We start from the raw sequence: 23643 nt of genomic DNA, 5'->3' as shown, positions 1-23643 counted from the left end.
CCCGGGGGAAGGATGGCATCCTGGGGCCGTGGTCGCTGTTCACTCGGTGATGCTTCCCCTGGGGACGCCGGTTCCCGACTTCAGGCTTCCCGACGCGCAGGGAAAGCTACACGGCCCGGCCGACGCGGCCGGGGCCGGGGGGCTGCTGGTGGCCTTCGTGTGCAACCACTGCCCGTACGTCATCCACATCGGGCCGACCCTCGGGCGGCGGGCCCGCCAATGGATGGATCAGGGGCTGGCGATCCTGGCGATCAACGCCAACGACACCGCCGCCTACCCGCAAGACGGGCCCGAGCACATGCCCGCCTTTGCCGAGCGGAACGGGTGGGGCTTCCCGTACCTGCTGGATGAGACCCAGGAGGTCGCCCGCGCCTTCCGGGCCGCCTGCACCCCGGATCTGTTCCTTTTCGACCGGGAGCGCAAGCTGGCCTACCGAGGCCAGTTCGACGCGAGTCGGCCCGGCAACGACCAGCCGGTCACCGGCGACGACCTCGACCGGGCCGTTCAGGCCGTGCTGGCGGGCCGGGCGGTTCCCGGCGACCAGGTGCCCAGCATCGGCTGCAACATCAAGTGGAAACCGGGCAACGAGCCCGGCTACGCGCCCTCTTGACCGGCGCGGCAAGGCAAGCGTCCACCAAAGGCCGTGAGGCCCGGCGGGATGTCACGGTCCTGCCCTTCGGTCTAGCGCACCTGCCCGGCCGGGCGCCTTGGCGGGGTCCGGCACCGTGCGCCCGCGGGCCAGCTGGTCGGCGCGCTTCAGCAACGTGGGCAGCCGGTGGGGGCCGTGCATGACGCCGATCAGCTCGGCGGCCGTATGCGCGGTCATCCCCGCCGCGGTCACGAACAGCGGCCGGCTGCTCTTGCCGCGAAGCACCGGGACCGCGTCACCCCCCGCGAACGCGGCCTTCGCCACGCCGATGACCGCCTTCCGCGCGCCGAGCGCCTCGTACAGCCGCGCGCCCAGTCCAGGTTGACCCTCACGGAGCCACACGTGGCCGTCGATGACCACCGCCTCGATGGGATGATGCCGCTGCGCCAGGCCAATCACCTCAAGAAGGAAGGGCAGCTCCCGCCGGTAGAAAGCGCCGGGCTGATAGGGCTCTGGGGTCACCCCGGCGCGAAAGACGCATTCGAGCGCAGACGCAGGGTCCGACCACTCGAGGAAGCCAACGGCGGCGGTGACCACGAGTCCGGCATACTGAACGTCCACGGCAATCAGCATCCAATACCGTCTCTACAGCCATCGGGCAACTCGGCTAAGGGGCCGTACCTAGCAGCCGGACCGCTTCCAAGAAGCTGGCCCCCGCGCCTGCGCGCAGCCTGCGTCATCCATTGCACCGTCTCGCCACCACGATTCGATCGCAAATTCCTTCGCCACAGCTCATTTGGGCTGACGGCCAGCAAAGGGTCCTGGACGGCAAGGCTGCCGCGCGCACGTGCGCCAGGCGCGCAACCGGATGAGATCTCATCTCGCGCTCGCTCGCGCGACACACGGCGCCTCCCACACGGGTTGGCCCGCGCCCATTTCACAGTCCTCCTACAGACCGATCCACACCCGCCAAACCCGCTGACCGCTAACCCGCCGGAAAGGTAGTCACGGTCCTGACCGGCTAAGACTGAAGTTCAGGCACCGCGCAAGCTAAGCGATTAGCTTTAGCAATGCTCATGTTCCCAAATCCGTTCCCAACCGGTGCGAAAATGGCCCCCGCAGCGTCCTCCGGGAGCCACTTTCTTTAGTAGCGGGGACAGGATTCGAACCTGTGACCTCTGGGTTATGAGCCCAGCGAGCTACCGAGCTGCTCCACCCCGCGACGGTAAACACCAGGTTACCGAACGCTGGGCGGGGCCGCCAAATCACCCGCATGGCCCGAGCTATTTGGCGCTGTTGAACTTGTTGATGGCGTCGTCCAGGCGCTGCAGGGCGGCCCCGTAGGCGGCAAAGTCGCCCTTCCTTTGGGCATCGCGCGCCGCGCCGATCGCCGCCTGGATTTCCTTGAGCGCGGCGGCCTTGGCCGCAGACAGCGCAACCTCCCCGTTGGGCGAGGGCCCCACCACGGCCGGGGGCTTTGAGCCCGGTGAGGCGGCTGGGGGCGGAGCACCCGACGGCCGGTTCGGGGGCGCCCCGGCGTCGGTGGGCGCGATACCCGCGGCGGTGGCACCGGCACCGGGCCCGAACAATCCGGTGAGCGCGTCGCTGACCGTCGGGCCGTAGCCGACCTTGTCGTTGTACATCATCGCGACCCGAATCAGGCGCGGGTAAGACGACGCGGCGTCGCTGGCGCCCGGGGACGCGTAGACGGGTTCCACGTAGAGCAGCCCGCCGTGGGCCACCGGCAGCGTGAGCAGGTTGCCCCACCGGATCCGGTTCTGGTTGTCGCGCCCGATCACCCCCAGATCCTGCGAAACCGCGGTGTCGGTGGTGATCGCGTTGTTGGCCAGTTTCGGCCCGTTCACCTGACCCGGGATGGTCAACACGGTGATCTTGCCGTAGGTGTCGGGATCGGAGCTGGCACTGATATAGGCGGCCAAGTAGTCGCGCTTGAACCTGTTCATCGCGCTGGTCAGCTGGTATGACGCCGAATCATCGTCTTTGGCAAGGTTTTTCGCGACGATGTAGTACGGCGGCTGGTAGCTGCTGGCGGTCGGGTTGGGATCTAGGGGAACATCCCAGAAATCCGACGTGGAGAAAAAGGTCACGGGGTCGTTCACGTGGTATTTGGCCAGCAGCATCCGCTGCACCTTGAACAGGTCTTCGGGATAGCGCAGATGGTCGGCGAGGTCGGGCGTGATCGCGCTTTTAGGCTTGACCGTCCCGGGAAACACTTTCATCCACGCCTTCAGCACCGGGTCGTTTTCATCCTGCTGATACAGCGTGACGGTGCCGTCGTAGGCGTCGACGGTGGCCTTCACCGAGTTGCGGATGTAGGAGACCTGCTTGTTGGGCGCCAACTGGTTGAACGCCACCTCATTGGAGTCGGCGGTGGCCAACGACAGCGAGGTGAGTTCGGAGTAGGGGTAATTGTCGAGTGTTGTGTAGCCGTCGATGATCCACACCAGCCGCTTGTTGACAACCGCGGGATATACCCTGCTGTCGGTGGTCAGCCACGGCGCCACCGCCTGCACCCGCCGCGCCGGGTCACGGTTGAACAAGATCTTGCTGTTGGCTCCGATCACGTTGGAGAACAAGAAGTTGCGCTCGGCGAACTTGGCGGCGAACACGCTGCGCGACAACCAATCCCCGATCGGGACCCCGCCCGTTCCGGCATAGGTGTAGTTCTTGGTTTCGGTGTTGGTTTCGTAGTCGTATTCGCGGTCGGGGCCGTTTTTCCCGACGATCGCGTAATCCGCAGGGGTGTTGGAGATAACCGGCCCGAAGTAGATGCGCGGCTGGTCCAGACGCGCCGGACCATCGGAGATCACGCTCCCATTGGCGCCGACCACGTTGACCAAAAACTCGGGGTAGCCGCCGTTCTGATTCGGGTCATTGGCGATGCCCCGCACGGTGTTCGCCGGTGACGCAATGAACCCGTTGCCGTGGGTGTAGACGGTGTGGCGGTTGATCCAGTCACGCTGGTTGTCGATCAGCCGGTCGGGGTTGAGCTCACGGGCGGCGACGACGTAGTCGCGCAGGTGACCGTCGCGGTCGCGGTACCGGTCGATGGAGAGCTGGTCGGGGAAGTAGTAGAAGTTTTTGCCCTGCTCGAACTGGGTGAATGCCGGGCTGACGATGGTCGGGTCGAGCAGCCGGATGTTGGAGGTGGTGGCACGGTCGGCGGCGACCTGCTGCGCGGTTGCCGGCGCGTCGCCACTGTAATTGCGGTAACTCACCACGTCGGAGGTCAGCCCGTAGGCCTGACGTGTAGCGGTGATACTTCGGCTGATGTATTCGCTTTCCTTCTGCGCGGCATTGGGTTTGACGCTGATCTGCTCCACGATCAACGGCCAGACGGCACCGACGATCAACGATGACAGCAATAACAGAACCAGCCCGATAGCGGGAATCCTCAAGTCCCACAATGCGATCGCGGAGAATACCGCGACCGCGCAGATCAGCGCGATCGCCACCATGATCAGCTTGGCGGGCAGTACCGCGTTGATGTCGGTATAGCCGGCCCCGGTGAAGGGCTTACCACCGCGGGAGTGCGACAGCAGCTCGTAGCGGTCCAGCCAGTAAGCAACCGCCTTGAGCAGCACCAGCGCGCCGAGCAGGCTCATCAGCTGGATGCGTGCCGGGCGGGTCAGCACGCCGGTGCGCCCGGACAGCCGGATTCCGCCGAAGACGTAGTGGGCCAGCAGATTGGCGACCAGCGCCAGAAACAGTGCCACGAATAAATAACTGAGCGCCAGGCGATAGAATGGCAGATCGAATGCGTAAAAGCCAAGATCCTTGCCGAACTGCGGGTCGCGTATTTTAAAGTCACCGCCGTGCAAGAAAAGCTGGATGCGCACCCAGTAGGTCTGGGCGATGATACCGGCCAGCAGAGCGATCACCGCCGGTATCCCGAACCCCACCAGCCGCAGCCGCGACATCACGACGGCCCGGTACTGCGCCACCGGATCGTTGCCGTTGCCGGGGACGAACACCGGGCGGGTGTGATAGGCCAATGCCAACCCGCCGAAGACGATCCCGCCGACCGCTAATCCGGCTACCAGAAACACCACCAGGCGGGTAACCAGAACGGTGATGAACACCGGGCGGTAGCCGAGTTCACCAAACCACAGCCAGTCGACGTAACCGTCGATCAGTCGTGGGCCTGCGAGCAACAGCGCCAGCACCGCCAGCGCAATAACGACAAGAATCCGGCTGCGCCGGGTCAGCTTCGGCATCCTGGCGACGGGCCGCATGCCCACTGGCTACACTCCCTGCCTCAAGGTGGATAGTGCCGTCGGCGATCTTTCGGACGTTTCCGGGACCTCTGTTGTCGACGGTCACCACTGTACGCATCCCATGGCCACGTCTGCGGCCTGCATCGTTTCCGGTGGGCGCCGCGGTCTAGCAACGTCTAGCAGCTCGGGGGGCGGCCACCCGAGGTCACGGTGTGCAGCGCGGCCACCGCCTGACCGAGGCTGTCGACCTTGACCAATTGCAGGCCCGGTAGCTTGTCGGCGTTGGCCTCATAGCAGTTTTTGGAGGGGACGAGGAACACCGTGGCCCCGGCCGCGCGGGCGGCGACCATCTTGTGCACCACGCCGCCAATCGGGCCCACTTTGCCGTCGGCGCTGATCGTTCCGGTGCCCGCGACGACCTTCGACCCGGCCAAGTCACCGGTGGTGAGTTTGTCGACGACCGCCAGGCTGAACATCAACCCGGCGGAGGGCCCACCGACGTTGGCGAGATTAAAGTCGATGACGAACGGCGCCCAGGGCGCATCCAGCACCGCGATACCGAGAAAACCATAATTGCGATCCTTGTTGGCGCCCAGCGTGATCCGTGCAACACCCGGTGGAGCGTTCTTGCGGCGGTAGGCGATCGCCACCGGCTGGCCCGGTCTGGTGTTCTTCAGCAGCGACGTGAACTGCTCTACGGTGGCGACCGGGGTGCCGTTGACCGCGTCCACGGCGTCACCGGCCTGCAGCTTGCCCGCCGACGGCCCGGGATTGTTGACCGCCGCCACGGTAACGGCCTTGGGGTATTTGAGGTAGCCCAGCGCGGCGTACTCGGCGTTGTTTTCGGACTGCTTGAATTCGGCGTTGTTGGCCTTGTCGACCTCTTCCCGTGACTGTCCGGGCGGATACACCAGGTCGCGCGGTATTAACTGTTCGTTCCCCGACAGCCACAAGGTGAGGGCCTCGCCGAGGGTCAGGCCGTCGCGCTGCGACACCGTCGTCATGTCCAGCTGGCCCGACGTCGGATGCGTCTGGACACCCTTGATGTCGACGACCTGCTTGCCGTCCACCGTGCCAAGGGTGTCGAACGTCGGCCCGGGGCCCAACGACACGAACGGCACGGTCACCACCGCGAACAGCACCCCGAAGAGCACGATCGGCACCAAAGCCACCGTCAACGTCAGAATCCGCCTGTTCACGCCGCCAACATTAGACGGGCGGCGGGGCTGCCCGGCCGCTTCGCCCGCGGTGGCCCAGCACACCGAGTATGTATCCCGCAGGTGTCCGCACATCATGCCCAGGCAAATGCCCAGGGAAACGGTTCACTGACGGCGTGAACGTGGATAGCGCGTTCTGCCTTCGTGGTGAGTACCGTTAATGGTATGGCTGATCTGCCTTTCGGCTTCTCCGCTGGGGATGACCCCGAGCGCGACAAACCCGGAAACAACGACCCGGGCTCGTCCGGGCCGTTCGGTCTCGGCGGCGATTTCAACATGGCCGACCTGGGCCAGATCTTCACCCGCCTGGGTCAGATGTTCAGCGGTGCCAGCACCGTGGTGGCCGGCAAGTCCTCCGGCCCCGTCAACTACGAGTTGGCCCGGCAGGTGGCGTCGAGTTCGATCGGGTTTGTCGCGCCGATCTCCGCGGCAACCAACTCGGCGGTCGCCGACGCGGTGCACCTTGCCGAGACCTGGCTGGACGGGGTGACCTCGCTGCCCGCGGGCACCACCAAAGCGGTCGCCTGGACCCCCACCGATTGGGTTGACAACACCTTGGCGACATGGAAACGGCTATGCGATCCGATGGCTAACCAGATCGCCACGGTCTGGGCGGCAGCGCTGCCCGAGGAGGCCAAGAATATGGCCGGCCCGTTGGTGGCAATGATGTCGCAGATGGGGGGCGTGGCATTCGGTTCGCAGCTCGGCCAGGCCCTAGCGCGGCTGTCTCGCGAAGTGCTCACCTCGACCGACATCGGTCTGCCCCTGGGGCCCAGGGGGGTGGCCGCGCTGCTGCCCGAGGCCATCGAATCGTTCGCCGCCGGTCTGCAGCAGCCGCGCGGTGAGATCCTGACATTTCTGGCCGCCCGGGAGGCCGCGCATCACCGGCTGTTTAGTCACGTACCCTGGCTATCCAGCCAGCTGCTGGGCGCGATCGAGGCCTACGCCCGAGGCATGAAGATCGATATGGCCGGTATCGAGGATCTGGCGCGCGATTTCAACCCGGCGTCGCTGACCGACCCCACCGCCGTGGAGCAACTGCTGAGCCAAGGGGTGTTCGAGCCCCAGGCGACACCGGAACAGATGCAGGCACTTGAGCGGCTAGAGACGCTGCTGGCCCTGATCGAGGGCTGGGTGCGAACCGTGGTGGCTGCGGCCCTGGACGACCGGATTCCCAGTGCCGCCGCGCTGGCCGAGACGCTGCGTCGGCGCCGGGCCACCGGCGGTCCGGCCGAGCAGACATTCGCCACGCTGGTCGGGCTGGAGCTGCGCCCCCGCAAATTGGGCGAAGCCGCGGCGCTGTGGGACCGCCTGACGCAGGCTGTCGGCGTGGATGCGCGGGACGCCGTCTGGCAGCATCCGGATCTGCTGCCCGAGTCGGAGGATCTCGACGAGCCGGCCGCCTTTATCGACCGGGTCATCGGCGGTGACACCAGCGGTATCGACGAGGCCCTCGCCGAATTCGAAAAGAGCGCAGAATTTGAAAGCGGCGCCGAATTGGACGCCGAATTGGACAAGGGCTCTGACATCCAGGGCGGTTCCGCCGATGACGCGGATTCCGGGGACACCTAGATATCCGATATCCGTCTAGATATCGTCCTCGGTGTTATTCTAGGTATTTCTCTAGCTATTTGGCTATTCTTTTCCTATTATTTCCCTATTATTTCCTTGGGTATTTTACCGGGAATTAGGTCTAGGGTATTCGATCGAGGTATTAGATAACCGTAGACCGCCTCATGGACGGGCTTAGCCCAACGCTGTGGATAACCAAAGCGGCCGGTGCGCCCGGGGTGGCACAGTGCCCACATGCCGCCGACCGGTTGTGTGTACACGCTAGACCCCGCCATGCCGGTGGTGCTTCGCCCCAACGGTGCCGTGCAAGTGGGCTGGGATCCCCGCCGGGCCGTGCTGATCTATCCGCCTTCCGGGCTGACGCCGGGTGCGTTGGCCACCCTGTTGCGCTCCATGCGAACACCGGCGTCGATTACCGAGCTGGCGCGCCGGGCTGCGCATCACGGGTTGATCGACGATAGCGGCGATGAAGCGTTGGCCGGCCTGCTCGCGCAACTTATCGATGCCGGTGTTGTGACCAGCGCGCCCCGGCGGTGCCACGGACGGTCGGCGGCGATCCGGGTGCACGGCCGCGGGCCGCTGGCGGAGCTGCTGGTGCAGGCACTGCGCTGCTCGGGAGCCCGGATCGGCCAAAGCTACCAGCCCCATGCCGTGGCGTCCGCGGCCGCAACGGATTTGGTGGTGCTGTCGGATTACCTGGTCGCCGACCCGCGAATGGTCCGCGATCTGCACAGGGCGGGGATTCCGCATCTCCCGGTACGGGTGCGTGACGGAACCGGGCTGGTGGGGCCGCTGGTCATCCCGGGGGTGACGAGTTGCCTGGGCTGTACGGATTTGCACCGCCGCGACCGCGATGCGGCGTGGCCGGCCGTCGCCGCCCAGCTGCGAGACATGGTCGGCACGGCCGATCGCGCCACCCTGCTGGGGACCGCGGCGCTGGCGCTGAGCCAAATCAACCGGGTGATCGGGGTGGTGCGGGGACTGGCAACGACGCCCGATCCCGGGCCGCCGGCGGCGTTGAACGCCACGCTGGAGTTCAACCTCCACGCCGGCTCGATCCGCGCCCGGCAATGGACCCGGCACCCGCTGTGCTGCTGTTGACATCACCTGTTGCCAGATTGATGCGACCGGCGCCCCACCCGTGATGGATGATGGGTACGTGACAGACATCAAACGCGGGCGCGCGGCTCGTAACGCGAAGCTCGCCAGCCTGCCGGTCGGCATCGCGGGCCGGGCGGCGCTCGGGTTTGGCAAACGACTCACCGGCAAATCGAAGGATGAGGTTACCGCCGAGCTCACGCAGAAAGCGGCTGAGCAGCTCTTTACCGTGCTCGGTGAGCTCAAGGGCGGCGCGATGAAGGTCGGGCAGGCGCTCTCGGTGGTGGAAGCGGCCATCCCCGAAGAATACGGCCAGCCCTACCGGGAAGCGCTCACCAAGCTGCAAAAGGACGCCCCGCCGCTGCCCGCGAACAAGGTGCACCGGGTGCTTGACGCCCAGCTGGGCACCCGATGGCGGGACCGGCTCAGCTCGTTCGACGACACCCCGATGGCCTCGGCCAGCATTGGGCAGGTGCACAAAGCGGTGTGGTCGAACGGTCGTGAGGTGGCCGTCAAAATTCAGTACCCGGGCGCCGACGAGGCGCTGCGCGCGGACCTGAAAACGATGCAACGCATGGTCGGTGTCCTCAAGCAGCTGGTGCCGGGCGCCGACGTGCAGGGCGTGGTCGATGAGCTGATCGAACGCACCGAGATGGAGCTCGACTACCGGCTCGAGGCCGACAACCAGCGCGCCTTCGCCAAGGCGTATGACAACCACCCGCACTTCCTCGTCCCCCACGTCGTGGCGAGTGCCCCAAAAGTCGTCATCCAGGAGTGGATCGAGGGTGTGCCGATGTCGGAGATAATCCGCAACGGGACCACCGAACAGCGCGACCTTATGGGCACGCGGCTGGCCGAGCTCACCTTCGACGCGCCGCGCCGGCTGGAAATGATGCACGGCGACGCGCACCCCGGCAATTTCATGCTCATGCCCGACGGCCGGATGGGGGTTATCGACTTCGGGGCGGTCGCGCCGTTGCCCGGCGGTTTCCCGGTGGAGCTGGGGATGACAATCCGGTTGGCCCGGGACAAAAACTACGATCTGCTGCTGCCGACGATGGAAAAAGCCGGCTTCATCCAAAAGGGTCAGCACGTCTCGGTGCGCGAGATCGATGAGATGCTGCGCCAGTATGTCGAGCCGATCGAGGTAGAGGTTTTTCACTACACCCGCAAATGGCTCCAGCGGATCGCCACCCGCCACATCGACCGGTCGGTAGCGCAGATCCGGACGGCGCGGCGGCTGGACCTGCCGGCCAAGCTGGCGATCCCGCTGCGGGTGATCGCGTCGGTCGGAGCGATTCTCTGCCAGCTAGACGCGCATGTGCCGATCAAAGCGCTGTCGGAGGAGCTGGTCCCGGGTTTCGCCGAGCCTGACGCCGTTGTCGTCTGAACGGCCCTCGGAATCGGCGTTCGACAGCGTGACCCCCAGGTCAGAGCGCGCACCGGTTACTCGGGGTACGGCCGAGGTTTGCGTGCCGCCGCGGAGCGGCAGTGGTCCTGGATGAGTCGCAGCACCGCGGGCCCGTACCGTTGCAGCTTGTGCGCGCCGATGCCCGGCACGGCGAGCAGGGCGGCCTCGTCGAGAGGCCGCAGCTCGGCGAGCGCAGTCAGCGTGTTATCGGTGAAAACGGCAAAGGCCGGCACGCTCTGCTGCTTCGCCGTGCGCAGCCGCCACTCCTTAAGCCGCCGCAGCAACGTGTCATCGATATCGGCGGCACAGGTCTCACAACGCTGGAGCAGGATGGCGGCCGGCGTGTTCAGCGTCGTGTTACAGATCCGGCAGCGTGACCCGGCGCCTCGGCCCCGGCGTGGCCGGGGCGCCGTCCGATCAGCGGCTGTCTGCGGGGCGATGCCATTGAGGAACCGTGACGGCTTGCGGGTCTGCCGGCCACCCGGGGTCCGTGACAGCGCCCAGCTGAGCGCCAAATGCACGCGCGCCCGGGTGATCCCGACGTAGAGCAGCCGGCGCTCTTCCTCCACGGCGTCGCTGGCGGCGCCGTGCGCCAGCGCATGCGAGATCGGCAGTGTGCCGTCGGCCAATCCGACCAAAAACACCGCGTCCCACTCGAGCCCTTTGGCTGCGTGCAGGGAAGCCAGCGTGACACCCTGCACCACCGGTGGGTGCGGTGCGCCGGCGCGGGCCCGCAGTTCGGCCACCAGCCCTGGCAGATCCAGCTGCGGGTGCTCAGCGACCTCGTCGTCGACCAGCTCCGCCAGCGCGGCCAGCGCCTCCCAGCGCTCCCGGGCCCGGACGCCGGCGGGCTGCTGCGCCGTCAGCCCCAGTGGCTCGAGCGTCCGGCGCACCACGGCGGGCAGGTCACCGTCGATGCCATGCTCGCCGCCGCGTTGCGACGCGCGGTGCAAAGCCAGCAGCGCCTGCCGGATCTCCTGACGGCTGAAAAACCCCTCCCCGCCACGGACCTGGTAGGCGATACCCGCCTCGGTCAGCGCCTCCTCGTAGACCCCGGATTGGGCATTGATGCGGTAGAGCACCGCGATCTCTGCCGGCGGGGTCCCCGCTTCGATGAGCGCCGAGATCGAAGCGGCCACCGCGACGGCCTCGGCGACCTCGTCGGGATACTCGCGAAAGCACGGCGGCGGACCCCCACCACGCTGACCGGATAGCTGAAGCGTGCCGCCCGCCATCCGGCCCCGGGCGGCGGCGACCACCCGGTTCGCCAGCGCCACCACCTGCGGAGTGGAGCGATAGTCCCGCTCGAGCCGCACGACCGTGGCGTCGGGGAACCGCCGGCTGAAGTCAAGCAGGAACCGTGGCGACGCCCCGGCGAATGAGTAGATGGTCTGGTTGGCATCGCCGACGACGGTGAGGTCATCGCGCTCGCCCAGCCAAGCCAACAGAACCCGCTGCTGCAGCGGGGTGATGTCTTGGTACTCGTCGACGACGAAGCAGCGATACCGATCACGGAACTCCTGAGCGACACCCGGGTCGTTTTCGAGGGCGGCCGCGATATGCACCAGCAAGTCGTCGAAGTCCAGCAGCACGACCCCGTCACCGCGGGTCTTCAACGTTTCATACGCCGCGTAGACATCGCCGACCTGCGCGGCGTCCAACGGCGTCTCGCGGCCCGCGGCCGCCGCGGCGGGCCCGTACTGCTCGGGGCCGATCAGGGACGCCTTGGCCCACTCGATTTCCCCGGCCACATCCCGGATGACGTCGGTGCCCACACGTAGCCCCGCACGGTTTGCGGCCCGAGCGACGAGAGCGAATTTGCTATCCAGTAGTTGCCAACGGGTAGCTCCGACCACCCGCGGCCAGAAGTAGCGCAGCTGACGGTGCGCGGCCGCGTGAAACGTCAGAGCCTGCACCGCGCCCAGGCCACAGCTGCGCGCCACAGCGGCCTCCAGCGAGCGCAGCCGAAGGCGCATCTCACCGGCCGCGCGCTGGGTGAACGTCACCGCGAGCACCTGGTGGGCGGCGACGTGGCCGCCGGCGACCAGCTGGGCGATCCGACGGGTAATGGTGCGGGTCTTGCCCGTTCCGGCACCGGCCAACACGCAGACCGGCCCTCGGGGCGCCAGCACCGCTTCGAGCTGCTCGTCGTCCAAGCCGGCCAGCAACGGGCTTGCGGTCACCGGCATGACGTCCATCTTGGCACCCGGGGCCGACGACCTCCGGGCAGCACCACGCCTCGGGGCGCTGCGCGTGCCGCATTGTCGCCCGGACGCGCCTGCTGCGAGACCCGACAAGAGCCGTTAGGGTGGCCATCGATGACCGGCGCCGTCCTCACCCTCTACACCACACCGTGGTGTGGCTACTGCATTCGGCTGAAAGCGATGTTGAAGGCCGCCGCAATCCCCTACGACGAGATCAATATCGAGCAGGACGCCGCGGCCGCGGAGTTCGTCGGCTCCGTCAACGACGGCAATCACACGGTTCCGACGGTACGGTTCGCCGACGGGTCGACGCTGACCAACCCCACGGCCCGCGAGATCGAGGCCAAGCTGGCCCAACTGCGCAGCTAGCCGTGCCCTCAGTCCAGCGCCGCCCACGACTCGACGATCGCCCGGGCAATCGACGCCGCGCCGGGCAACCGAAGCTCGGACTCTGAGGCGCTGCTCCAGTCACCGGCGTTGAGGGCGGCGCGCACCTCAGCGCGGGTGAACCATGCCGCCTCGGCGATCTCGGTGTCGGTGAACGAGAATCCCTGATCCGGGTCGCCGATCGCATGAAAGCCGACCATCAGTGAGCGCGGAAACGGCCAGGGTTGGCTACCCAGGTAGCGCACGTCGCGGATGGTCAAGCCGATTTCCTCGCGGACTTCGCGGACGACGCACGCCTCCAGCGACTCACCGGGCTCGACGAACCCGGCTAGCAGCGAGAACATCCCCGCGGGCCAGGCCCGCTGGCGGGCCAGCACGGCGCGATTCCCGCCGTCATGGACCAGGCAGATCACCGCCGGGTCGATACGCGGGAACTCCTCGTGCCCGGTGACCGGGTTAGTCCGCGACCAGCCGGCCCGGGTCGGCGTCGTGGGCCGGCCGTCTACCGCGGAATATCGGGCGCTGTCATGCCAGTTCAGCAGCGCCACCGCCGCGGACACCAGGTGCGCGCTGACATCGTCGAAGACCTGGCCGGCGCGACGAATGTCGACCACCTCGGCCGCCGCGTCGCTCTCCCCGGGCGCATCCAGGGGGCTGCGGACGGCCCAGACGTGGCGACCGCCTTCGAGACGCCCCAGAAACACCGCCTCCGGGGGTGGTGTGTCGGCCACCGCGATCGCGGCGTCGAGAACGACCCGCCCGCTCGTGACCAGCACTCGGTTGCGGGAATCCACCCGCAACACGGCCGCGTCCGCCCACCCGGCGGTCCTCGCCTCCACATCGGTACGCAGCTCGGCGGCCCGGTCCGCTCCGACGCGCGACAGCAATGGCACGCTCCGCAGCTGAAAGTCCACGTCAGCGACCCCCGCTGCGGAGGTAGAGCAGCCGGTCGCCGGCCTCGATCGCGGTGGCCTGGGGGGCGTCGACGCGCAGCAATTGACCGTCGCGGACCACGGCGAGCACGACGTCGCGCAGCTGCCGCGGAGACCCGCCCACCTCGGCCTGCTCGACCTGACGTTCGGCGATGGCAAACCCGGCCTCCGGCGTCAGCAGGTCTTCGATCATCTGGACGACGCTAGGGGTGGTGGTGGCGATGCCCAGCAAGCGGCCAGCCGTCTCCGACGACGTCACCACCAAGTCGGCGCCCGACCGCAGCAGCAAGTGCTTGTTGTCGCCCTCCCGGACGGCCGCGATGATCTTGGCCGTGGGCGCGATCTCCCGGGCCGTGAGCGTGGCCAGCACCGCGGTGTCGTCGCGGCCGGTGCAGACGATGATCGAGGCCGCCTGCGGCCCGCCGGCGAGCCGCAGCACGTCGGATCTGGTGGCGTTGCCGTGGACCGTGACCAGGCCGGCCGCGTTGGCGTGCTCGAGCGCGACCCGGTCCACGTCCACCACGACGATGTCGGGGGGCCGGACATCGTCGCTGAGCATGGCGGTGATCGCGGTGCGGCCCTTGGTGCCGTAGCCGACGACGACGGTGTGGTTGCGCATTTTCCTCCTCCATCGCCGGATTTTGATTGCTTGCCGCTGGCGTTCGGCGAGCACTTGCACCGTGGTGCCCACCAACACGATCAGGAATGCCACCCGCAGCGGTGTGATCAGCAAAATGTTGATCAGCCTCGCGGATTCGGTAATCGGTGTGACATCGCCATACCCGATTGTTGTTAGCGACACGGCGGCAAAGTACACGCAGTCCAGCAGTGACAGCGGCTTACCCCGCACGTCGGTGTACCCGCCACGGCCGAGGTAGACGACGACCGCCGCGATCAGCAAGGCGAGCACAACGACGCCCGCCCGCCGCGAGATGGCGCGCGTAGGGTCACGGCTCTGCGGAATCCGCAGCACGCCGACCAGCGCGTAATCGGGCTGGGCGGTCAGCGGCTCATCAAGGCCCTTCGGGCGCAACCTAGGTCTGGGCATCGGCCTGGGCATCGCAATCCGTCATCGGCTCGTGGCGCACGACACCATGTAAGCACCATGACCGTGGCGAGCCCCCGCCCGGCGCGGGAACTCAGCTAGCGGAACAGCGGCCGGCGGCGCCGCCGGCCGAGTGGGCCAGCAACGCCGTCAGCTCGTCGCGGCCGGGCAGGGCGTCCGGGACCACCGTGATCCCGGTGCGAACGTAGTGGAACGCTGCACGCACCAACGACTCCGGGCATCCGCACAATGCGGCCCAGGCCAGGCGGTAGACACCCAGTTGGATCGCGGCCTCCCGCATCGCGTTCGGCCCCGCCGGCGGCTCGCCGGTTTTCCAGTCCACTACCGTGGCGCCGCCATCCGGCTCGGCAAAAACCGCGTCGACGCGTCCGCGCACCACGGTGTCACCGATCGGCATCTCGAACGGCACCTCCACCGCGACCGGAGTGCGCCCGGCCCACTGCGAGCTGGCGAACGCCGTCTGCAACGCGGCGAACTCCTTGCTGTGCGACCACGCCGGGTTGCTGTCCGCCGAGCCCGCCAGGTCGCCGAGGTCGAACAGCCGCCCGGCCCCGTAGAACTGCTGCACCCACTCATGGAAAGCGCTGCCCAGCACCGCATGCGGATCGGGACGCGTGGGCAGCCGATGCGTTAGGCGCGGCACCGCGCGCACCGGGTCGCGGGCCAGCTCCACGAGGTTGCTCACCGACAGCTGGGTGGGCAGGGCGCGCGCCGCGGGTCGCGAGGTGCGGGCCCGCTCGGCCACTAGCGCGTCGACGTCGATCGCCCAACCGCCGGTGTCGGTGCCGGGCGGCACCACGCCGGCCGAGATCGCCGCGGCCACCAGCGCCGCGCCACGTTCGACGTCGCGACGGCGCTCCCCCAACGGGTCGGCAGGCCAGGTTGCTTCGACAGCGTTGTCGCGCAACGGGTTTCTGGTGCCAGCAGGCGGTGGCGGTGCCCATCGTTCCGCCACCCCGCACGTCCGGCCTGCCGTGGCCGAGCGGTCGATGACGTCCTTGAGCTCACACAGGAACGCTGACGGGCCGCGCGCGTTGATCCCGGTGGCGCCCCAGTGATAGCCAGACAGCAGCAGCGTGTCCTCGCTTCGGGTGATGGCCACATACAACAGCCGGCGTTCCTCGTCGAGGCGCCGCTGCTCGAGCTGGCGGCGGTGTGCGGAGATCTTGTCGCTCAGCTGTTTTCGATTGCACACATCCGACGTGTCCAGAACCGGCACCCCGTGGGCGTTCGCCGACACGCGATCGCCGCGCAACAGTGGCGGCAGCTCGGCGGGGTCGGTCAACCAGGTGCGGGCGCGCGCGGTGCTCGGGAAAACCCCGGCCGAAAGGTGCGGCACCGCCACCACCTGCCACTCCAAGCCTTTGGCGGCGTGCACGGTGAGCACCTGGACCCGATCCCGCGCGGCGGCGAACTGAGGGCTCGGCAAGCCATCCTCGACCATCGCGGCGGCGTCCAGGTAGGCCAGGAATCCCGCTGCCGAAGGCCCGGCCACGCCGTTTCGCGCGGCGGCCCGCTCGCTGTAGCCGCTGACCACATCGGCGAACGCCTCGAGGTGCTCGGTCCCGGTGCGGTCCGCGGATCCCGCGTGCGCGGCGTGCGCCTCGCAGTCAACGCCCAGCACCCCGCGCACCTCGGCGACCAGGTCGGCAAGCGGATGGGTGAGGTGGCTGCGCAGCGCGTTGAGCTCCCCGGCCAGCGCCAAGATGCGCCGATGCCCCGCAGTGGAATACCGGCTGGCCGGCCCCGGGTCGCTCAGCGCGTCGGCCAGGCATGCCGCATCGGCGTCCCGCGCGTTTCGTGCCGCACTCGACTGCGCGCTGCCGGCGAGCTCCCGCGCGCGCCGCCACAGCGCGGCGATGTCGCGGGCACCGAGGCGCCACCGCGGACCGGTGAGCACGCGCATCGCTGCGGCGCCGGCGGCCGGGTCGACGACCAGGCGCAGCATCGCCACCACGTCGGCAACCTCGGGAACCGACAGCAGGCCCGCCGCGCCGACCACCTCAACCGGGAGGCCACGGGCGCGCAGCGCCTGGGCCATCGGTGCGGCGTCACTGTTGCGGCGCACCAGCACGGCGGCAGTCGGCGGGGGGACACCGTCGGCCGCGGCTCGCCGGTAGCGCCGCTGCATATGATCGGCGATCCATTCGCGTTCGCTTCGCACGTCGGGTAGCAGCGCGCAGCGCACGGTGCCCGGCGGCGCGGCAGGACGCGAGCGCAGGGCATGCACCGTGATCGCGCGTTGCCGCGCGGGCGCCGAGACGGCGTTGGCCACGTGAAGGACCGCCGGCGGGTTGCGCCAGCTGGTGCGCAGCTCCAGGACCGGCGCAGGGGCGCCGTCCGAGCGGGGGAAATCGGTGCAAAACAGCGGCAAGTTCGTGGCCGAGGCGCCCCGCCAGCCGTAGATCGACTGGACCGGGTCGCCGACGGCTGTCAGCGCCAACTCGTCGTCGACGCCGCCGCCGAAGAGCGACGACAACGCGACGCGCTGAGCGTATCCGGTGTCCTGGTACTCGTCGAGCAGCACTACCCGGTAGCGCTGCCGTAGCTGTTCGCCAACCTGGGGGAACCCCGAAGCCAACCGGGCGGCGGACGCCATCTGCAGCCCGAAGTCCATCACGTTTTCGGCGCGCATCCGCCGCCGCAGCGCGTCGAGTAACGGCACCAGCTCGGCGCGCTCGGTCTGGGTGGCCAGCATCCGCAGCAGCGACTGGCTGGGGCCGTCGCCGCGCTGGTGCGGGCCCGCCGGCAGGGTGTGCGCCAGCCGGTGCAGCTCGACATGGGTTTCCCGCAGCTGGTCGACGTCAACCAGGTGCTCCGTGAGCTGGCCCCATAGCCGCAGCACCGTCGAGGTGACCGCGGCCGGCGTTTTCTCCGTGCGCAGCTCGCCGGGATACCCGTTGACCACGTCAAAGGCCAGCTGCCAGAGCTCGGTCTGGCCCAGCAGCCGGGTATCGGGGTCGACCGCGGCCAACAGGCCGTGGTCACGCAGCACCGAGCCGGCGAAGGCGTGATAGGTGCTCACCACCGGGCCAACCGCGAACTGGGCGTCCGGCCCGGTCGCCGGGTCGCTGCCGGCCAGACCGGAGCCGGCCAATCGGGCGAGCCGGGACCGGACCCGGCGCCGCAGCTGGCCGGCGGCCTTGCGGGTGAACGTCAACCCCAGCACCTGACCGGGCTCGGCGTAGCCGTTGGCGACGAGCCACACCACCCGCGCGGCCATGGTCTCGGTTTTGCCGGCACCGGCTCCAGCGATGACGACCAGCGGGCCGGGGGGCGCGGCGATGATCGCGGCCTGCTCGGCGGTGGGCTCGACAAGGCCGAGCGCGTGGGCCAGCTCGGCCGGGCTGTGGCGCGGCGGCGGGATCGTCATCGCGGCTCCGGGCCGAAGCCGCTGTGGGCCGGGCAGCTCGGCCGCATCGGGCACTGCGCACAGCCGTCGTTCACCCGGGCCGGGAACTGTGGTCCGGCGCTCGCCGCGGCCGCCCGCCCGACCAGCGCGCGCCATTCCTCGCGGGTCGCCGGTGTCAACGGGTCTTGCGCCCGTTCGGTGACGCCGTCGGCCCCGTTTCTGCCGAGATAGACCAGGCGCGCGCCACCCGGCTCGCCGCCGGCAGCCAGCAGCCCCTCAGCCACCGCCAACTGGTAGGCGCCCAGCTGAGGATGCCGTTGCGCGTCATCCTTGCTGACCGGCGTCTTGCCCGTTTTCAGGTCCACGACCACCAGCCGGCCCGCGCCGTCGCGCTCGACTCGGTCGATCCGGCCGCGCAACCGGACGGGCACGCCGCCCGGGGTGTCGATGACTCCGTCGACGTCGACCTCGACACCCACCTCGGCCAGCTCGCGGCGGGTCTGCGCCCGCCATTCCAGGAAGGCCTGGATCATGCCCCGGTAGCGGGCCAGCTCGTTGGCCGCATACCACGGCGAATCGAACGGCAACCGTTTCCACATCCCCTCCAGCTCGGCCAGCAGCGCCGATGCGCCGGTGGCCGGCTGGGCCATCAGCGCGTGCAGCAGCGAGCCGGTCGTTGCTCGCAGATCCGCGGCGTCGGTTCCGCCGTGCCGCTCGGCCAGCCAGCGCAGCGGGCAGTCGTTGAGGGTCTGCAAGCTCGACGGGGTCAAGGTGACGAGGTGAGCCCCGCCGCGCCACAACGGCTCGGTGCTGCTGAGCGGGATAAGGCCGTGCCATGCGGCCGGATCGGCGCCCGGCACGCCGGCCCTGGCCAGCCGCGCTAAGTGGGCAGCGGCGCGGCTGCGATCCGCGTCGTCCACGGTGCCTTCCGGGGCGCATACCACCGCGCGCAACCGCCCCACCACCGCGGGCGCCGAGAGCACCCGCGGTGCTGCGACCGGCCGAGCCGCGTCGGGAGCACCGTCGCCGCCGGCCCAGCGGGCGATCTCGAAGAACAACGCCGAGGGCAGCGCCTCCTCGGCCTCACCACCTGCGCCGTTTCCGTCTACGGCGGTCACCAGCACGCGGCGGCGCGCCCGGCCCATGGCCGCGACCAGCAGCCGGCGCTCCTCGGCCAGCAGCGGCGCGCGCATCGAGGCGTCCCGGCCAACCCCGTCGAGCACGTCCAGCAGCGCCTGGGTACGCAGCACGCCGCCGCGGGGAACCGTATTTGGCCACAACCCTTCCTGCAGTCCGGCGATGACCACCAGATCCCACTCGTGGCCCAGCGCGGCGTGCGCGCTGAGCAGCGTGACCTGCTCTGCGGGTACCACCGGATCGGGATTGACCGGCGGCAGCTGCAGCGCAGTGACGTGCTCGACCAGTCCGCCCAGTGAGGCGCCGGCCATGCGGGAAACGTACTGATCGGCGACGTCGAACAACGCGCTCACCGCGTCCAGGTCCCGGGCGGCCTGGGCGCCACTCGGTCCCCCGCGCCTAGTGGCCCTCAGCCAGCGACCCTGCAGACCGGATCGCCGCCACGCCGCCCACAGCGCGTAGCGCGGGTCCAGGCCATTTCGGTGGCAGCGCGCGGCCGCGTCCAGCACGGCACGTACCCGACGCAGCGGACGCGCCTGTGCACCCGGCAGGTCCGGGGGCGAGTCGCCGGACAGCGCCTCAACCAGCAGATCCCCGAGGCGGTCGGGGGTGCGCTCAGCGTCTGCGCGGCGCAGGGCCCGCCACAGTTGCCGAAGGGCGACCGGGTCAACCCGCCCGATGGGCCCGGTCAGTAGGGTAAGTGCGCGCTCGGCGTCGAGCCCGTGAGCGGTGGCCGCCAGCACCGTCAGCAAGGCCTGCACCGCGGGTTGCCGCGCCAACGGGATCCCGGCCGCTGGCACAGCCACGGGAACGCCGGCGGCGCCCAGCGCTCGCGGCAACCGCGCGGCACCCCGCGGCACCGATCGCACGATGATCGCCATCTGAGACCACGGCATCCCCTCGATGAGATGAGCCCGTCGCAGCGTGTCGGCGATCAGCGCGGCCTCCGCGTGGGCCGAGGCGGCCAGACGCACGGTGACCGATCCGTGATCGGGCCCGGCACCATCGATGTGCCTGCCGGCGCTGCTCCCGGGGAGCCGACGTGCGATGCCGCTGACGGCACGCGCCACCGCGGGCGCGCAACGATGAGACACCGCCAGCACCACCGCGGGCGTGTCGTCAGCCAGCAGAGCGGCCGGCTCGGCCCCCCGGAAACCGAACACCGCTTGGTTGGGGTCGCCGGCCATCAGGGTCAGCTCGGTGCCCGCCGCCAGCAGGCGGACCAGCCGGGCGGCCTGCGGATCCAACTGCTGCGCATCATCCACCAGCAGAATCCGGATCCGGGCGTGCTCGCCGGCCAGCAACCGCGGATCGGCCGCCAAGGCATTCAGCGCCGCCCCGACGAGTTGGGCGGCATCCAGCGCCGGTGTGCTCGCCTGGGGAGCGGCGGTTCCCACCGCCGCCCTCAGCAGCATCACCTGCTCGTACTGCTGGGCGAAGCGGCCGGCGGCCGTCCATTCGGGGCGTCCACATGAGCGGCCCAGCCGCTGCAGCTCCAACGGACCCACCCCGCGTTCGGCGCAGCGTGACAACAGATTACGCAGCTCGGCGGCAAAGCCCGCACTGCCCAGGGCGGGCCGCAGCGCCACCGGCCAGGCGACCGCGCCGTCGGCAACATCACCGGCGAGCAACTCCCGGATGATGGCGTCCTGCTCGGAACCGGTGATCAGCCGCGGTGGCCGACCGCCGGTACCCTCAGCGGCCCGGCGCAGCACGGCGTAGGCGTAGCTGTGCACGGTGCGTACCAGTGGCTCGCCGATCACGGCGGGACGCGGGCCGGCCGCATGGGCGGCCAACACCGACGTTGTCAACGCGCTGCGGGCCCGGGTGCCGATACGGCCGGACCCGGTGATGAGCAGAATCGATTTCGGGTCGGTGCCCGCAGCGATCCGGGCGGCAGCGGCGTCGATCAGCAGGCTGCTCTTGCCGGTGCCCGGACCGCCCAGGACGCGGATCCGCCCACGCAACCTTGGATCCAGCACGGCCTGCGCCGCAGCGCCCCAGGTGTGTCGCATAGCGCGATCACACCACGGGGGTCTGACATTTAGCCTCGGTGTGAGTCCACGGGCAGGTCCGAGGGTCCGACTGGGACACCTGGTGATCCCTGAGATTTGAGCGGCCTCCCGTGGACTTTGGTGTCTGGTCGCGCGGTGTTGTTGCTCGGGAACTTGGAGCCAGCCCGTGGTGTGGACTCCTGCTTAGAGAATGTCTGGACCGTGGCCGTGGCGCTCAGTCACCTGGTGATCTGGAAGAGCTTGTGGCAGGAGGGTTTTGCAGTGGCATTGACGTTGGGGATCGACGTCGCGGCCCGGGCAGCGCATCAGGCGACGCTGGCCCGTGAGGGCAAGACGGTGTGGCGGGGCCGTAAGTTCTTGACCCGCCCCGACGAGCTGGAGCGGGTGTGGGCCGATGTGGGTGCCGAGGATCCAGGCGAGCTGACGGTGGTGCTCGAGCCCACCAGAAACGCCTGGATTGTGGTGGCGGAGTGGTTTCGCCGGCGCGGCGCGAAGGTGGTGATGGTGCCGACGACTCAGTCAGCGGACCTGCGCAAGTACTACTCCAAGCACGCCAAGAACGACCGGATCGACTCAAAGCTGTTGGCCCGGCTGGCGCTGCTGCACCCTGAAGGATTGCGTCCCTACACCGGGCAAGGCCCAGCTGATCCGTTGCGGCGGCTCACCAAGCAGCGTTGCACGATGGTCAAGCGCCGCACCGCGGTCTATGCCCGCCTCGACTCCCTCATCGAGCTGCTGGGACCGTCCTGGTATGCGGCGCTCGGGTCGAACTACGGCAACGCCGCGCTGCAGTTTCTGGCGCACTACGCCAATCCCCACGCAGTGATCCGGCTCGGCCAGGCCAGGCTGGCCAGGTTTCTCGCCACGCGGTCCCGTGGCGCCTGGCGTGACGAGCATGCCGCCGGCCTGATCGTCGCGGCCAAAGAAACCCTCGCCCTGTGGAATGTCGACGGCACCGATGAGATGAACTTCGCGAACTGGCCGCCGACATCGCCCACGAGGGCGAACAAGCGCTGTTTTTGACCCGTCAGATCAAAGAGATCGACGAACGGATCGCAAACCTCTACGCCCAGGCCGACCCGCAGGGGATTGTCGCGTCCGCGCCCGGCCTCGGAGCCACCATCAGCGCGGTCATCGCCGGCCGGATCGGTGATCCGCACCGGTTCACCTCGCTCGCGGCGATCCGCGCCTACACCGGACTGGTCCCGAAAGTCAGCCAATCGGGGGTGGTCAAGACCGAGTCGTCGATCACCAAGGCCGGCGACCCGCTGCTACGCGAAATGCTTTACACCGCAGCCGATCAGGCGCGCAAAGTCGATCCCCAATTTGCCGCGAAGTACCACCGTCTAATGGCCGGGGACCGCCACCACGACTCGGCGATCTGCCACCTGGCCACCATGCTGATCACCCGCATCGCCACCTGCATGCGCAACGGGCAGCCCTACCAACTGCGCGACGTCGATGGCACCGCGATCACCGAATCGGAAGGCCGAGCCATCGTCAAAGAGCGCTACCAACTCCATCCCCGCCGCCGCGACCACGTCCGCCACAAACTCATGCGCCAGCGCCGCAAAAAGGCGGGCCAGGAGTCACAGGAGAGTCACAGGAGTCGCCACGCGCTCTAACATCCCAGCCCGCTAAACGCAAGCCTACGAACCCCCAAGTGGCTTGACTTCAGTTAGGAACTCACGTCGGCTCGACCGCCGCCGGGGCGCGGGCGGCGTCAACGTCGAGGTTGTGTCCGGACCGCGACCCACCACCGGCCTCCGGGTCCAGCCCCGCCGGTGGGTCGTCGAACGCGCCACCGGCTGCAGCAACCACTGCCGCCGACTCGACCGCAGCCAGTTGTTCGACACGCGTTAGCTCCGGGAGCGCCGGCGCAATCCGCGGCGGGCGCGGTCAACGGTGCCAGCGGACCGGCCCCGCCCACAGGGGAGGCTGGTCATTCCCGCTCTTGACACGGCTGACCCGTATCCGGATCGGCCCGGTGGGCTTCCCGGCGTCCTTGACCGGGCGGGCGCTGCGATCGTATTCGGCTCGTCGGCGCGGGTCACGCAGCACCGCGTAGGCGGCAAGGATTTCCCGCAGCTTCTCATCGGCACCGGAATTCGCGGTGTCGCGACGACTATCCGGGTGCAGGCTCCGCAATTGGCGCCGATACGCGCGGGTGATCTCGGCTTGCGTCGCAGTCGGCGATACTCCCAGCACCGTGTAGGGGTCCGTCATCGGTGAGCGCCGCGCCTTCCAGCCGTGCCCTGGGGCCACCTCGGCGGTGACATGCCCTCGGTGGGCGCGCCCGACGTGACACGCGCCCGAAGCATCGATGACCCATACGCCCCGCTCACGTCCTGCGGCATCGCTCGCGCGCCGCTATCTCCGGGCCGCACCAGGGCCATCGGGTGATCTGGCACCGTCGACGCGTCAC

At 68.8% G+C, this 23643-nt stretch carries 17 protein-coding genes and 1 tRNA gene; 7 read left to right on the top strand and 11 right to left on the bottom strand.

Going from position 1 to position 23643, the window contains the following annotated elements; genetic code table 11:
- Nucleotides 1–49: 49 nt before the first annotated feature.
- A complete protein-coding gene (locus tag MSM1_RS12445; protein ID WP_213442960.1) occupies nt 50–610 on the top strand; it encodes a thioredoxin family protein in 561 nt (186 codons plus the stop codon).
- 51 nt (nt 611–661) lie between these two features.
- On the opposite strand, the gene MSM1_RS12440 is transcribed toward MSM1_RS12445, so the two are convergent.
- The 4 genes from MSM1_RS12440 to MSM1_RS12425 form a co-directional block, all read right to left on the bottom strand.
- On the bottom strand, nt 662–1222 hold the full coding sequence (locus tag MSM1_RS12440) for an endonuclease V (protein WP_213442571.1): 561 nt from the start codon (nt 1220–1222) through the stop codon (nt 662–664).
- Between the two features lie 515 nt (nt 1223–1737).
- Nucleotides 1738–1811 (bottom strand) — tRNA-Met (locus tag MSM1_RS12435).
- Nucleotides 1812–1872: 61 nt separating this feature from the next.
- Nucleotides 1873–4851, bottom strand: a complete 2979-nt coding sequence (locus MSM1_RS12430; RefSeq protein WP_213442569.1) for a UPF0182 family protein — start codon at nt 4849–4851, stop codon at nt 1873–1875.
- A gap of 152 nt (nt 4852–5003) precedes the next feature.
- On the bottom strand, nt 5004–6026 hold the full coding sequence (locus MSM1_RS12425) for a PDZ domain-containing protein (protein WP_213442567.1): 1023 nt from the start codon (nt 6024–6026) through the stop codon (nt 5004–5006).
- Nucleotides 6027–6191: 165 nt separating this feature from the next.
- Between MSM1_RS12425 and MSM1_RS12420 the strand changes: the two genes are divergently transcribed.
- The 3 genes from MSM1_RS12420 (at nt 6192) to MSM1_RS12410 (ending at nt 10104) form a co-directional block, all read left to right on the top strand.
- Entirely contained in the window at nt 6192–7616 is a 1425-nt protein-coding gene (locus tag MSM1_RS12420; RefSeq protein WP_213442565.1) for a zinc-dependent metalloprotease, read from the top strand.
- A gap of 234 nt (nt 7617–7850) precedes the next feature.
- Complete coding sequence (locus MSM1_RS12415) at nt 7851–8717, top strand: cyclodehydratase (RefSeq protein WP_213442564.1); 867 nt, start codon at nt 7851–7853, stop codon at nt 8715–8717.
- A gap of 43 nt (nt 8718–8760) precedes the next feature.
- A complete protein-coding gene (locus MSM1_RS12410) occupies nt 8761–10104 on the top strand; it encodes an AarF/ABC1/UbiB kinase family protein (RefSeq protein ID WP_213442958.1) in 1344 nt (447 codons plus the stop codon).
- A gap of 56 nt (nt 10105–10160) precedes the next feature.
- Here MSM1_RS12410 and MSM1_RS12405 read toward each other — a convergent pair whose 3' ends face one another.
- Nucleotides 10161–12314, bottom strand: a complete 2154-nt coding sequence (locus tag MSM1_RS12405; RefSeq protein WP_213442563.1) for an ATP-dependent DNA helicase UvrD2 — start codon at nt 12312–12314, stop codon at nt 10161–10163.
- Nucleotides 12315–12443: 129 nt separating this feature from the next.
- On the opposite strand from MSM1_RS12405, the gene MSM1_RS12400 reads away from it, so the two are divergent.
- On the top strand, nt 12444–12698 hold the full coding sequence (locus MSM1_RS12400; RefSeq protein ID WP_213442562.1) for a mycoredoxin: 255 nt from the start codon (nt 12444–12446) through the stop codon (nt 12696–12698).
- Between the two features lie 8 nt (nt 12699–12706).
- Here MSM1_RS12400 and nudC read toward each other — a convergent pair whose 3' ends face one another.
- The 4 genes from nudC to MSM1_RS12380 all read right to left on the bottom strand — a co-directional run bounded on the left by nudC (nt 12707) and on the right by MSM1_RS12380 (nt 21218).
- Entirely contained in the window at nt 12707–13630 is a 924-nt protein-coding gene (gene nudC, locus MSM1_RS12395) for an NAD(+) diphosphatase (protein ID WP_213442560.1), read from the bottom strand.
- 1 nt (nt 13631) lies between these two features.
- Nucleotides 13632–14696 (bottom strand): TrkA family potassium uptake protein, encoded by a 1065-nt coding sequence (locus MSM1_RS12390; protein ID WP_213442558.1) that lies wholly within the window; start codon nt 14694–14696, stop codon nt 13632–13634.
- 91 nt (nt 14697–14787) lie between these two features.
- Entirely contained in the window at nt 14788–18087 is a 3300-nt protein-coding gene (locus MSM1_RS12385) for an ATP-dependent DNA helicase (RefSeq protein ID WP_213442556.1), read from the bottom strand.
- Entirely contained in the window at nt 18084–21218 is a 3135-nt protein-coding gene (locus MSM1_RS12380; protein ID WP_213442554.1) for an ATP-dependent DNA helicase, read from the bottom strand. The genes MSM1_RS12385 and MSM1_RS12380 overlap by 4 nt, the downstream gene beginning before the upstream one ends.
- Nucleotides 21219–21338: 120 nt before the next feature.
- Between MSM1_RS12380 and MSM1_RS21850 the strand changes: the two genes are divergently transcribed.
- Together MSM1_RS21850 and MSM1_RS21845 are read left to right on the top strand one after the other, a co-directional pair.
- A complete protein-coding gene (locus MSM1_RS21850) occupies nt 21339–22241 on the top strand; it encodes a transposase (RefSeq protein WP_307857372.1) in 903 nt (300 codons plus the stop codon).
- A complete protein-coding gene (locus MSM1_RS21845) occupies nt 22238–22843 on the top strand; it encodes a transposase (RefSeq protein WP_236055974.1) in 606 nt (201 codons plus the stop codon). The genes MSM1_RS21850 and MSM1_RS21845 overlap by 4 nt, the downstream gene beginning before the upstream one ends.
- A gap of 61 nt (nt 22844–22904) precedes the next feature.
- On the opposite strand, the gene MSM1_RS22435 is transcribed toward MSM1_RS21845, so the two are convergent.
- A complete protein-coding gene (locus MSM1_RS22435; RefSeq protein ID WP_282100899.1) occupies nt 22905–23039 on the bottom strand; it encodes a hypothetical protein in 135 nt (44 codons plus the stop codon).
- Nucleotides 23040–23117: 78 nt separating this feature from the next.
- Entirely contained in the window at nt 23118–23444 is a 327-nt protein-coding gene (locus MSM1_RS12370) for a J domain-containing protein (RefSeq protein ID WP_213442552.1), read from the bottom strand.
- Between the last annotated feature and the right edge of the window lie 199 nt (nt 23445–23643).

It is taken from the genome of Mycobacterium sp. SM1 (assembly GCF_018361265.1).
Taxonomy (GTDB): domain Bacteria; phylum Actinomycetota; class Actinomycetes; order Mycobacteriales; family Mycobacteriaceae; genus Mycobacterium.
This window is presented reverse-complemented; position numbering and strand designations above follow the sequence as displayed.